The 11,796-nt window shown below is 52.3% G+C and carries 11 protein-coding genes; 5 read left to right on the top strand and 6 right to left on the bottom strand.

From position 1 onward, the window contains the following. The first annotated feature begins 161 nt into the window (after positions 1-161). The 4 genes from BA6348_RS13705 to cbpB all read left to right on the top strand — a co-directional run bounded on the left by BA6348_RS13705 (position 162) and on the right by cbpB (position 4,283). Complete coding sequence (locus BA6348_RS13705; protein ID WP_025846041.1) at positions 162-1,394, top strand: S-layer homology domain-containing protein; 1,233 nt, start codon at positions 162-164, stop codon at positions 1,392-1,394. Positions 1,395-1,558: 164 nt separating this feature from the next. Continuing rightward, positions 1,559-2,401: a lipoate--protein ligase family protein gene (locus BA6348_RS13700; protein WP_005835627.1), complete on the top strand. Its 843-nt coding sequence runs from the start codon at positions 1,559-1,561 to the stop codon at positions 2,399-2,401. Positions 2,402-2,454: 53 nt separating this feature from the next. Beyond that, positions 2,455-3,594, top strand: a complete 1,140-nt coding sequence (locus BA6348_RS13695; protein WP_007786904.1) for an acyltransferase — start codon at positions 2,455-2,457, stop codon at positions 3,592-3,594. 212 nt (positions 3,595-3,806) lie between these two features. Continuing rightward, the gene (cbpB, locus tag BA6348_RS13690; RefSeq protein WP_005835623.1) at positions 3,807-4,283 is read left to right on the top strand and encodes a cyclic-di-AMP-binding protein CbpB; all 477 of its coding nucleotides are present in this window, start codon (positions 3,807-3,809) and stop codon (positions 4,281-4,283) included. A gap of 242 nt (positions 4,284-4,525) precedes the next feature. Here cbpB and BA6348_RS13685 read toward each other — a convergent pair whose 3' ends face one another. The 3 genes from BA6348_RS13685 to BA6348_RS13675 form a co-directional block, all read right to left on the bottom strand. After that, positions 4,526-5,626 carry a YheC/YheD family endospore coat-associated protein gene (locus tag BA6348_RS13685; protein ID WP_005835622.1) on the bottom strand — a complete coding sequence of 367 codons (1,101 nt, stop codon included), beginning with the start codon at positions 5,624-5,626 and terminating at the stop codon, positions 4,526-4,528. A 165-nt stretch (positions 5,627-5,791) separates the two neighbouring features. Next, positions 5,792-6,352 carry a tRNA 5-(aminomethyl)-2-thiouridylate-methyltransferase MnmM gene (gene mnmM / locus BA6348_RS13680; RefSeq protein WP_005835620.1) on the bottom strand — a complete coding sequence of 187 codons (561 nt, stop codon included), beginning with the start codon at positions 6,350-6,352 and terminating at the stop codon, positions 5,792-5,794. Positions 6,353-6,385: 33 nt separating this feature from the next. Further along, positions 6,386-7,135: an MBL fold metallo-hydrolase gene (locus tag BA6348_RS13675; RefSeq protein WP_005835618.1), complete on the bottom strand. Its 750-nt coding sequence runs from the start codon at positions 7,133-7,135 to the stop codon at positions 6,386-6,388. A 53-nt stretch (positions 7,136-7,188) separates the two neighbouring features. Between BA6348_RS13675 and BA6348_RS13670 the strand changes: the two genes are divergently transcribed. After that, entirely contained in the window at positions 7,189-8,226 is a 1,038-nt protein-coding gene (locus tag BA6348_RS13670; protein WP_005835616.1) for a YkvI family membrane protein, read from the top strand. Positions 8,227-8,272: 46 nt separating this feature from the next. Here BA6348_RS13670 and BA6348_RS13665 read toward each other — a convergent pair whose 3' ends face one another. The 3 genes from BA6348_RS13665 to BA6348_RS13655 form a co-directional block, all read right to left on the bottom strand. Beyond that, complete coding sequence (locus BA6348_RS13665; RefSeq protein WP_005835614.1) at positions 8,273-9,139, bottom strand: 2-oxoacid:ferredoxin oxidoreductase subunit beta; 867 nt, start codon at positions 9,137-9,139, stop codon at positions 8,273-8,275. Beyond that, positions 9,111-10,889 carry a 2-oxoacid:acceptor oxidoreductase subunit alpha gene (locus BA6348_RS13660; RefSeq protein WP_005835612.1) on the bottom strand — a complete coding sequence of 593 codons (1,779 nt, stop codon included), beginning with the start codon at positions 10,887-10,889 and terminating at the stop codon, positions 9,111-9,113. The genes BA6348_RS13665 and BA6348_RS13660 overlap by 29 nt, the downstream gene beginning before the upstream one ends. Before the next feature lie 193 nt (positions 10,890-11,082). Continuing rightward, on the bottom strand, positions 11,083-11,751 hold the full coding sequence (locus BA6348_RS13655) for a dipeptidase (protein ID WP_122952487.1): 669 nt from the start codon (positions 11,749-11,751) through the stop codon (positions 11,083-11,085). Positions 11,752-11,796 lie beyond the last annotated feature (45 nt).

Genomic DNA, 11,796 nt, shown 5'->3' with positions numbered 1-11,796 from the left:
TTTCCCCATTTACGCGCGACTGGCTCCCTTACGTTTTTGCAGACAACCTCCGTCTTTTTTCCTATTTTGCCCTTTTCGCCTTGTCCTGTGCAACATTCCAAACCCAGACGTCGTCGTAAGAAGCAGCTACCAAAACCACGAGCCATATTGAGGAGGTCAGCATGAAACGAGCATTCGCCTTATTTTTATCGGTGTTGATGTTCCTGACTGCCATCCCTTTTGTCAGTGCCGCTTCGACTCCGTCGTTCTCAGACGTTCCGCGTAGCCATTGGGCCTACAAGGAAATTACAGAAATGGCTGAAAAAGGGATCATCAAAGGATACGACAACCGCACATTCCGTCCGAACAACCAGGTGACCCGCGCAGAGTTTGCCAAAATCATGATTGCGGCAGCCGATGTGGACATCCAGAAAAGCTCTGTCACCCAGACGTTCAAAGATGTTCCGCGCTCCCACTGGGCATTTTATTACGTCGAATACGCCAAGCCGTACCTGACTGGCTACAAATCCGGCTCGACCTACACGTACAAACCGGATCAGCCTGCAGTCCGCGAAGATATTGCGATCGCACTCGTTCGCCTGCTTGGCTACGACAAAAAACACAAAGCCGATCTCGATCAGCTCAAAAAGTTCCGCGACCAAGGCGAAATTTCGCCAGCTCTGCGTCCGTACATCGCCATCGCGCTGCAAACGGACCTGATGAAAGGCTACAACAACTATTTCCGTCCGCAGGACCCGATCACCCGTGCGGAAGCTGCTTCCTTGCTGTACCGCGCCATTCTGGAGCGCAAAGATGACGAGACAAAAGTCGTCTTCCCGAATCCGGAACCGCCAAAGCCTGAGCCAATCAGCATCAGCGACGCTTTTTCCGCCGCTGACCTGAAAAACTGGGATACGAAAAAGGCTACAGGTAGCTGGGGCGTCCTTAACAAGCAAGTAACGGCTGTCTCCATTGACGATGATGTCGATCATTACTTCCTGCCGCTCATCTGGAACGAGTCGGCCAAACCGGAAAATTACGAGTTGAGCGTCGATGTCAACGTCTCCGGTACAGACGGCCTCGCAGGTCTGTACTTCAACGGCAAAGACGGCAAAGCCAATGTCGTCTTCGTGCAAAAAGACCGCGTCGTTCTCGGCAAGGTTACCGATGTTGAAAAAGACGACATCGAAATCATCGCATCCGGCTCCTACAAGCTGAAAGCGAGCAACAAACTGAAGGTAGCTGTCAAAGGCAACACCGTTTCGATCTACGTCAACGATCAATATTTGTTCGGCCAGCAACAGGTCAAGCAGGAAGGAACGAAGCTCGGCCTGTACATCCAGGAGGACGCAACCAAAGAAGCGCCTCGCAAAATGACCTATCTGGACAATTTCAGCCTGAAAGAAGTCAAATAATGTTCCTACACCCGGCGCGCACGAGCTTGCATGTCGGGTGTTTTTTTCTCCGCACTCGCCTGCAAGCTTTTCCCATCCAGAAAAAAGGCAGGCAAAAACCTAGAAATGTACGCAGTTCAGTTGTATAATGGTAGCTACTCTTGTCCTGTGAAGGAGCCTTTTTTATGTCATTTTCTGTCAATCAGCCTTTCCACTGGATGGATTCGGGCGTCTATCGGGGCCAACCGCTCGAACCTTTGGCTCGCGACGAAGCATTGGCAGCCGGTATGCAGGCCGAATCGGCCGTGCCGGTCATCCACCTGTGGGTGTACGATCAGGCCCTGTATTTGGGCCGCAGAGACGCGAGGCTGCCCCATTTGGAAGAGGCTTTGCGCCAGTTTGGCCAGGATGGCTTCGGATGTGTGCTGCGTTCGTCCGGCGGCGCCTGTGTCCCGCTGGATGCCGGTGTTCTCAATGTCGCCTGGCTTTTGCCAGACACGACGATTTCGATTGATTCGTTTTTTTCCTTTGTGGCCGAAATGCTGCGGGTCGGACTTCGCGATTATGGCGTGCTGGAGTTTGGAGAAGTTGTCGGCTCCTACTGTGCCGGAGAGTACGATTTTTCGCTGCACGGCAAAAAAATCGGGGGCATGGCGCAGCGTCGTACCCGCTACGGGTCCATTTTGCAGATTTGCATTAATATAGAGGAAAGGCCGCGCGGGGAGTGGATGGAGCGCTTTTACGCGATCGCCGGGCTTGACGAGATGGAAGCCCACAAGCCGATCCCGACCATCGTTGGCTCGACAGTCGGAAGCATTGCTGGGCTGACGGGACAGCCTACGACGGTCGACGACGTAAAGGCGCGGCTGTTCGCTGCGATTCGCTCCCAGTGGCCCGCACTCCCCGTTCCTTTTTCTGTACAGGATGAGTTGCTGGCGGAGTCAGAGCACCATCTGGCTAACCGTTTGCAGCTTTTCTCCTTTACCGCAAAAGAACTGGCTACACCGCAATGGCGTTTGCCCAAGTAAATGGTTCCATCTGTTTGACAGGTGGTGCAGCCGGTGAGACTTTGGGAGGATTTATGAATAGCGATCGAAAGGGGACGTTTCAGGATCTGAATGCCCTTTTTGTTTTTGGAGCACTGACCGTACTTGCGATTCACATTCTCGGTTTTTTCATTGAAAATCAACAGGACTACCCGTGGAACGGCGAAGTGGAGGCCGTCCTGCTCATCTTGCTGCGCTTTGGGCGCTCCCTGTTTATTTTTGCCACGGGGCTGCTGCTGTTTTACTGGTACCAAAAGCGGGAGTTGGACTGGGCTGCCTTCTGGAAAAAGCGCTGGCGCACCATCGTTTTGCCCTACGTCATCTGGACCGCGATCTTTACCGGATTCAAGCTGCAAACCGTCGATCCTGTCGTTTTGGCGGCGCCGTTTTTCGAAAGCCTGTTTACGGGCAGCGCGTTTTACCATCTGTACTACATTCCGCTCTACCTGCAGTTGAATTTGCTGTTTTGCCTGTTCAAACCGTGGTTTGAGCGATTGTTAAGCTTTCGCGTCCTGGTGGTGCTGTTCGTCGGACAGATCAGCCTGTACGTCCTGTACAAGTACTTGTTTATCAACCCGCTCTGGGAAATCGACTGGACGGCGTCTCCTGTTTTTGCCTTCGTCGAACACACCTATGTAGCCGGGCAAAACTACGTGCATATGTACATCTTTACGTTTGCTCTCGGGGCGTATGCCGGCTTGAACCTGGAAAAATGGCGCGCGTGGACCTGGCGTTTGCAAGTGCCAGCCTGTATCGTGACGCTGGCGACCGCTGCCTGGATTGCCTACGAGTACTTGAACGGCACCGTCTCGTATTACGACAGCCTGAACATTTTCAAACCGCTCTACTTGCTCTACACGGCGAGCTTCCTGGTGAGCTTCTACTCGCTTTCCCGCTACCTCGGGAAGCTGCCCAAGCTCGGCCAATGGCTATCGCGCATGGCCCGGCAAAACATGGCGATCTACATCGTCCACCCGCTGATCCTGTTTTTGCTGGAGAGCTACGTCATTTTCCGGCTGGATTGGTCCACGCCGCTCATCATGCTCGCCATGTTCGTGATTACGCCGCCGCTCTGTATTTTCTTGTACGAACACACGCTGTTCTCGTACTGGACGGGCGGCAAAGGCAAGCCGAAGTCCAAGCCGGTCTACAAAACGGAGGTTTACAAGGCGTAGCGCCTGCTTTCCTCCAAACTCCTAATGTAAAAAAGAAGCCGTTCTTGCATACTAGAACTAGGGACAATTGTTCCACACCTCGATTCTTTGCCCGGCAAACTGCCGGGCTTTTTTCGTTCACATCTACCGCTGGCCTCTTTCTTACGGTATCATAGAAGAGGATCACTGGCGGCGTGTAGCTGCCGTAGACGACAGAAAAGGTGGTCGATCTGATGAATCAGGATATCCCATTGTTACATACTCCGATCAAAGAGCTCATAATCGCGTCCACAAAAGTTGCTCATGTGCAATTAGGAAATTCGCTTGAGCACGCCCTGCTCGTTCTCATCAAATCCGGTTACTCGGCCGTCCCGGTGCTGGACCACCAATACCGTTTGCACGGGTTGATTAGCACGAACATGATTATCAACAAATCGCTAGGACTTGAACGCTTTGAACTGGAAAAAATCTCCGAGTACGTCGTCGACGATGTCATGGACACAAAAGTGCCGCGCCTGCACGATACGGATGAATTTTTGAAGGCGTTGGAAGTGTCCATTAACCACCCGTTTGTCTGTATTGCAGATGCCGACCATTACTTCCAAGGAATTTTGACGCGCAAATCCATTTTGGCCCTGGCTTATCGCCATTTTCGCAACCTGCCCTATCCATTGGCCGAGAACCAGCAGCCCCAACAAGAAAAAGCGTAATACCGCATGCAAAAAAGACGGAGGCCCGCGCCACCGTCCTTTTCTTTTCGACTCTCCGCTCTCAAGCTTACTCGTTGCGATGATCGTGCTTCAGGTCGCTTTTCTGCCATCCCCGCTATTTTCCTTCGCCAGTGAGCACATAGCCGTGCTGTATCACTTCGATCTTTATTCGTCAATCCACAGCTCCTGCTTCAGAATGCAAAAAGCAGACGTCGCTTTGGCAACCGTCTGCTTTTCAGTCGTTATCCGTGCAGCCGCAAAAATTGGGCCGCGTGTTTTTTGCGCAGCTTTTGCTCCTCCAGCAAGGTCAAGGCGTATTCCAACGGATGGCGATACGTCTGTTTGAACATCGCCTTTTCCCCTGCCTTGAAAAAAGAATACCGCTGGTCCCGCACATTGACCTCGATTAAGTACGGGTTGCCTTTCTCGTCGATGCCCATGTCCATCCCGAGATCCGCCAGCGAGGAAAAATGGCGGCCGTACTGCTTTGCAATAGCGACAGCCGCTTCGCTGATGCGCTGGATCGTCTCCGCTTGCTGCTCAGGCGTGAACAACGTTGCCACCGCTTCTGTGAAAGGCACTGCCCTGCCGCCGCGCGAAAGGTTGCTCAGTTTGTTTTTGCTGTTGGCGACTTTGGCGACCATTCCGCTGACCGTCCAGTCCCGCTCCCGATTTTTTTGCACGGACACGCGAATGTCAAACGTTTTTCCGCCGTAGCGGGCCAGCGGGATGCCTCGCTGGATGAGAAAGCGTTTGTTGCCGACCCATCGCCGGACGGCGGCCAGCAGCGCCGGACGCGACATCACTTTGCGCTTTTTCGAGGCGATAAAGTGGTAGTCGCTCCCGTGGCGTTCGATTCTTGCCACACCGATGCCCACAGAACCGATTGACGGCTTGACATAGACCACCTGGTATTTATCGAGAAACTGGCGAAGCTGTTCACCTGAATAGGGAACGGTGTGGGGCAAGTATTTGCGAATGTGCTCGTTCTTCCACAGCATCTGGTGCACCTTTCGCTTGTCGCGCACGACCAAACCGTTGAAGACTGTCTTCTTTTTGCTGAGCCGGGAAATGACAGCGCGGGCTTTTTGGTCCCCGGTCAGGACGCGGTTGTGGATGACCCGCGGGATCGGGACCAGTCGGGAAACGAGCCTGCTGCCATTCCAAAAATAGCCTTGCACCCGTTCCTCGCCTGCAAGGACATGCCTTGGATGAAAAAAGACAGGCTCCAGCCCCAGCTCTTTGCCGATTTCCACATAATACGGCAGGCGCTCGTACGACTTGTCTCCTTTGATCCCTTTCTGCATAATGGCCCAATCTAACATAATGCCGATTCTGTCCACAAAGATCCCCCTTGCTCCATTCCTCAACATAGGGTATGTGCCAAAAACGGCAAGGGCGTGCCTATTTTGCAGCCGCCAAGCCTATTGTGCCTGCTGACAAAATTTTTGCCCAGGCTTACGCAGCCTGTCGGAATATGCGCTTGCCCGGGAAAAGGGGGACATGCGCTACTGGGCCCGGCGCTCAATCGCCAAAAGAAACGGCGCCTGGTTTTGCTGGTTGATGTACTGGTATTTCAACACGAGAAACTCCAACTGGCTAAGCTCGTGGCAAAAAGCCTCCACGGCCTCCTTTTCTACTTCGCCTGCGGCATGGCCCCAGTAGATCATTACCGTCATGATCCCTCCTGGCCGCAGTACGCGCAGGCCGGACTCGATGGCGCGGATCGTGCTGCTGGCCTGGGTCGTAATCTCTTTGTCGCCTCCGGGCAAATAGCCCAGGTTGAACATGATCGCGGCGGCTTGCACGTTCAGGCTCTCAATTTCCTCGTGGCTCGCCAGCTTCAGCTCTACGCGGTCTGCCAAGCCTTCCCGCTCCAGCCGATCTTTCGTTTTGGCGATCGCCTGCGGCTGAATGTCGAAGGCGATGACCTTTCCCGTCTCCTGAACGAGCTGGGCGAGAAACAGCGTGTCATTGCCGTTGCCCATCGTGGCGTCGATCACCGTCTCGCCTTGTTGTACGCGCTCGCGAATCAGTTTTCGTGCTACTTCCAATACATTTGGAAACATAGCGTTTTCTCTCCTCTCTTTCTATCCATGCTGCTACAGCTCGATTTGCAAACCGATGCGGGCCGCATACACCGGACCTGCCACAAACGCCTCCGCCTGACCTAGTACCTCGCTCTCTTCGTACCCGTGGAACAGATGGGTGACCAGAAGCGACCGGCAATCGTGCGCCTGCGCCAGCTCTGCCGCCTGGCGGACGGACAAATGCCCGTTCGGCTTCGCTGGGCGATTATGGTCCAAATAAGTCCCTTCACATATAAACAAGTCTGCCCGATCAGCAAAGCCTCGCCAGTTTGTCCCTGGCCCACTGTCGGCGCCGTAGACAATCGTTTTCCCATTTGCCACAAGGCGCATGGCGTAGCAAGGGTCCCCGTCACCGTGATCCGTGCGCAGGAAGGAGACGTGCACATCCCCGATGGCGAGCTGGCTTTGCTCCTCGACCGGGAAAAAGCGGGTCGCATTCCGGTAGGTCAGCGTTTTCGTCTGCTGCTTTTGCAACGCTGGCGCGTAGATGGGAAGCGGCTGGTCAGCAGGCCGTTGCCCGAACAACTGATGCACCATCAGTCCATACTGGAGCACCCCCACATCTGCCACATGGTCGTGATGATAATGAGACAAAAGCAGGGCATCCAGCTCGTAAATAGGCAAATAGACACCGAGCTGGGAAAGCACGCCGCTGCCGCAATCTACGAGCAGCTTCACTTCGTTCGTCTCGATCAAGTACCCCGGTGTCGCTCCTCCAGGGCCTGGATATGGAGATTGATAGCCGAGCACGGTTACGCGCATATTCGGTTCACTCCCGTTCATAGGATGGAATAAGGTGGGACAGGAGGTCTGAGATGCAAGGAACATGGAGAGCCTCATGGCAAATCGCTTTTACGTATATCGGAACAGTCGTAGGAGCCGGCTTTGCATCAGGCAGAGAAATCGTCGAGTTCTTTGTGCAATACGGGACACATGGCTTGATTGGCATTGTGATTGCGACAAGTTTATTCATGTGGGCTGGTATTCGGGTAATGCTCATCTCCTACCGGATCCAGGCCAATTCCTATCAAGAGGTCAGCACGTATTTGTTCGGGCACCCTTTTGGCACCGTTTTTAATACGCTGCTGCTAACCGTTATGCTAGGAACGACGTCCGTGATGCTAGCGGCTACCGGCGCTATTTTCTGGGAGTCTTTTCATTTGTCCCCGCAAATCGGCATTTGGCTGAGCATGATTCTCATTTTTTTCGTCACGCGCAAAGGGCTGTTTGCCATTCATCAAGTGAACAGCATTTTTGTGCCCCTGCTCATTGCCTTTACCATGCTCGTGTTTCTGTACTCGAAACCATGGCTGGATACAGGCGTCACGATAGAAGCGTTGCGGCCGTGGGCCTGGCTCAGCTCCCCTCTTTACTATGTTGCCTTAAATGTGACGCTGACACAAGCGGTTCTTGTGCCGATCGGCCGGCACAGCACAAGCGAAAAGCCTCTGATCGTCGGGGGAATCATCGGCGGGCTGGGAATTGGGCTGCTCTTGCTGCTGGCTTTTTCTTCGTTGACGGTAAAAATGCCGGGTATTCAGGAGGCGGAAATGCCGATGATCGCCCTGCTGCAAGGGCTGGGAAGGGGAATCCCGTTTTTGTTCTCCTTGCTGGTGTACGCGGAAATTTTCTCGACGCTCGTAGCCAATGTGTTCGGCTTGGCGCAGCAAATTCGCCAGGTGACGCGACTGCGCGGAGCCACGATCATTCTCGGCATCCTCGTCATCTGCTACCTGGTCAGCTTTATCGGCTTCAGCTCGCTGCTGCGCTTTTTGTACCCGCTGTTTGGCCAGCTCGTCGTGTTGTTCCTGGTGATGCTCGTCTACAGACAGTGGCGTGACCGCGCCTGGTAGTACAAAAAAACCTCTCCGCAGATGGAGAGGTTTTTTCATCGAAACCTTATGCAAATTCTGCAACCAGTTTGTCGAAGTCTTCTTGGGACAGACGGATGTCTTGGTTCGCCAAGCCTTCTTCTTTGAAGCCTTTTACGAGCGCCTCGTAAGGTTTTTGCTCGGTATTTTGATAGATCAGACCGGTAATCAAACCTTTGTACTGCATCGAAGTAGACATCGCTTTGATGCGGTCATGAGGATCGTAGCCTTCAATCGTGTCTACTGGCACGATGTTCTCTTTGAACCAGTCGTAAGTGTTTACTTTGTTGTAGGTTACACAAGGGCTGAACACGTTAATCAGGGAGAAGCCTTCGTGTTTGATTCCTTTTTCGATCAGCTCAGTCAAGCCTTTCAGGTCGCTGGAGAACGATTGGGCAACGAAGGTTGCACCAACAGACAGCGCCAGTTCCACTGGAGTGATGGAGGACTCGATGGAGCCTTGCGGCGTAGACTTGGTCACGAAACCAGTCGCGGAACGCGGAGAGGTTTGACCTTTTGTCAGACCGTAAATTTGGTTATCCATCACGATGTAGGTGATGTTCATGTTGCGACGGATTGCGTGAACGGTGTGACCCATACCGATCGCAAATCCATCCCCGTCGCCGCCAGCCGCGATAACAGTCAGCTCGCGGTTTGCCATTTTCACACCTTGTGCGATTGGCAGGGCACGTCCGTGAATACCGTGGAAACCATAGCAGTTGATGTAGCCGGAAATACGCCCGGAACACCCGATACCAGAAATAACCGCCAGATTTTCAGGTTCCAGACCTACGTTCGCTGCGGCGCGTTGAATCGCCGCCTGGATGGAGAAGTCTCCACAGCCTGGGCACCAGTTAGGCTTTACGTTATTTCGAAACTCTTTCATAGTCGCCATGTTTTACCAGCTCCTTCACTTCAGCATAGATTTCCTTCGGCAGGAATGGGTTACCGTCATATTTCAGCACAGATTGGATTTTTTCAGCGCTTCCCACGTGTTGTTTGATGAGGTTTGTAACTTGTGCTTGGATGTTATGCTCAACAACAATCACTTTTTTCGCTTTGTCCACAAGTGCTTTGATTTGTTCGGTCGGGAATGGATGCAGCAAACGGATTTGTGCATGGTTGACCTTGATTCCCTCTTTTTCCAGACGGCCTTTTGCTTCTTGAATCGTACCGATGGTGGAGTTGATCCCCACTACCAGAACATCCGCGTCAGCATGAGGAGCATCGACTGTTACAGGGTTTTTGAACGTTTTCAAAACGCCATCCAGCTTGCGCATACGTTTATCCATTTGTTGGATACGGTTAGCAGCATTCTCGGAAGGACGACCGGTTTGATCGTGCTCTACCCCTGTTACGTGGTGCAAACCGTATTTTTGACCAGGAATGACGCGTGGAGAAACGCCGTCTTCGGTTACTTCATAACGTTTGAACAGGTCGTTTTGCTCTTTTTCTGGCAATTCTTGTCCAGCGAGCAGCTTCCCGCGGCGGATTTCTACTTTGCTGTAGTCAAATGGAGTAACGGTTTGTTTGCCCAAAGACAGAGTCAGGTCCGTCATGAGAATAACTGGCAGTTGGTATTCTTCCGCAATGTTAAACGCTTCAACAGCATCGTAGAAGCACTCTTCTACTGTGCTTGGCGTGATTACGACTTTTGGAATGTCACCGTGTGTACCGTAGATCATCGCATTCACGTCGGATTGCTCGATTTTGGTCGGCATACCTGTGGATGGGCCACCACGCTGGGTGTTTACGATCACAACTGGTGTTTCTGTAATACCAGCCAGACCGATTGCTTCCATCATCAGGGACAGACCAGGACCTGCAGAAGCAGTCAAGGAACGAGCACCTGCGAAGTTAGCGCCGATCGCCATTGTAATAGCGGCGATTTCGTCTTCTGTTTGGATAACGGTTCCGCCGAGTTTTGGCAGTTTTTTAATCAAGTATTCCATAACTTCGGAAGCCGGTGTGATCGGGTATGCCGGCATGAAGCGGCAGCCTGCTGCTACAGCACCCAAAGCGATCGCATCGTTACCGATCAGGAACAGTTGTTTTTGCGGGTCAGCCTTTTCCATTTGGAACTCAGGCAGTTGGCCGCCAGTCAGTTCATTTACAAAATCAAATCCGCGACGAATCGCTTCCATGTTCTTTTCTACTACTTTTTCGCCTTTGCGGAGGAACATATCTTCAACGATTGCTCGGTAACTTTCCACTGGAATGCCGAGGATTGCACTGGACGCACCAATCGACACCATGTTTTTCATCAGGGAAGTTCCCAGTTCATCAGCGATCTCAGTTAGTGGTACAGTGAAGAAGCGAACTGGCTTCAACCCGTCCGGCAACTTTGGATTGAATTTAGCATCAGCAATGATGATGCCACCTTCGCGAAGCTCATGCGCGTTAAAATCGATTGTCTCCTGGTCAAACGCTACGAGAATGTCCAGATCGTCGGAGATCGCACGCATTGGCGTTGTACTCACGCGAATTTTGTTGTTCGTGTGTCCACCCTTGATACGGGAAGAGAAGTGGCGGTAGCTGTACAGATGGTAACCCATCCGGTTCATCGCCATCGAGAAAATCTCACCAGTACTCTCGATGCCCTCCCCTTGCTGTCCTCCAACTTTCCAGGAAAGTTGACTAATCATTCAGATTCCACCCTTTCAGTGACTGTGAGCAAGCTGCCCATCTTACCTGAAAAAAGATTGATAAGATGTGACAATTCTGTGCATAGACAGTAACAATTGTAGTCCTGTCCCTGTCAAATTGCAAGTGCTTTTACTCAACTTACTTTTGACCTGAATTTTAATGTTGAACTTGGTACATTAATATCCTCATGTATTATTGTAGCACGTTTCCGAAAACACGCAACCAATTTCCTTGCACAAATTTCAATACTTCCGCCTCTTTGTAATGTCTGAGCAGCGCTTCTAGTAACTGGGAATACGCCGCTGCTGATGACAGGTCCATCACGTCCCAAAACCCCGGGTCCGCCAAATGGGAAACGTCGATGACCATCCCCAGCCGATTCATCTCTTCTATTACTTGTCGACCAAAAGCAGTAAGTCCGCCCGGATTCGGTTCGCCGCTGCCATCCGCCACGCATTTGCCATGATTCCAGGTCAACGTCATGCCGCGGACGCCGAGACGATACCACGTGCGAAGCTGTACGAGGCTTTCCTCCAGAGCATGTGCCCCTTCTACAAACAGAATAGCCCCTTTCTCCCCCTTTAATACGCGCTCGTCCAAATCAGCCATTGTGTAAATCGGGCGGAATTGTTCACTCGCCACCTTTTCATAAAAGATATCGATCATTTCTAGTATCGTATGAAAACGGCGGCCATACGGCACGTGAACAGGCACAAAACAGGCAAGCACCTGTATATCCACATTCCCTTTTGCGAGGGCAGGAAAACCCGCTTGCAAAAAATCGTCTTCTTTATAGAAGTCACGCTCCGGTTCTTTCCACAGCTTGCCCAACACATCGCAATGCGCGTCGAATATTTTCATGCATGCTCTCCCCTTTTTCTTCCTACTTGTCTGTAGCCGCTTTTT

It is taken from the genome of Brevibacillus agri (genome assembly GCF_004117055.1).
GTDB classification, from domain to species: Bacteria; Bacillota; Bacilli; order Brevibacillales; family Brevibacillaceae; genus Brevibacillus; species Brevibacillus agri.
Note: the sequence above shows the minus strand (reverse complement) of the source record. Positions and strands in the feature narration are given on the sequence as shown.

Excerpts from the sequence above, each read along its gene's own strand:
- BA6348_RS13705 (WP_025846041.1), top strand. The coding sequence starts at position 162 with ATGAAACGAGCATTCGCCTTATTTTTATCGGTGTTGATGTTCCTGACT.
- BA6348_RS13700 (WP_005835627.1), top strand. The coding sequence starts at position 1,559 with ATGTCATTTTCTGTCAATCAGCCTTTCCACTGGATGGATTCGGGCGTC.
- BA6348_RS13695 (WP_007786904.1), top strand. The coding sequence starts at position 2,455 with ATGAATAGCGATCGAAAGGGGACGTTTCAGGATCTGAATGCCCTTTTT.
- cbpB (WP_005835623.1), top strand. The coding sequence starts at position 3,807 with ATGAATCAGGATATCCCATTGTTACATACTCCGATCAAAGAGCTCATA.
- mnmM (WP_005835620.1), bottom strand. The coding sequence starts at position 6,352 with ATGTTTCCAAATGTATTGGAAGTAGCACGAAAACTGATTCGCGAGCGC.
- BA6348_RS13675 (WP_005835618.1), bottom strand. The coding sequence starts at position 7,135 with ATGCGCGTAACCGTGCTCGGCTATCAATCTCCATATCCAGGCCCTGGA.
- BA6348_RS13670 (WP_005835616.1), top strand. The coding sequence starts at position 7,189 with ATGCAAGGAACATGGAGAGCCTCATGGCAAATCGCTTTTACGTATATC.
- BA6348_RS13665 (WP_005835614.1), bottom strand. The coding sequence starts at position 9,139 with ATGGCGACTATGAAAGAGTTTCGAAATAACGTAAAGCCTAACTGGTGC.
- BA6348_RS13660 (WP_005835612.1), bottom strand. The coding sequence starts at position 10,889 with ATGATTAGTCAACTTTCCTGGAAAGTTGGAGGACAGCAAGGGGAGGGC.
- BA6348_RS13655 (WP_122952487.1), bottom strand. The coding sequence starts at position 11,751 with ATGAAAATATTCGACGCGCATTGCGATGTGTTGGGCAAGCTGTGGAAA.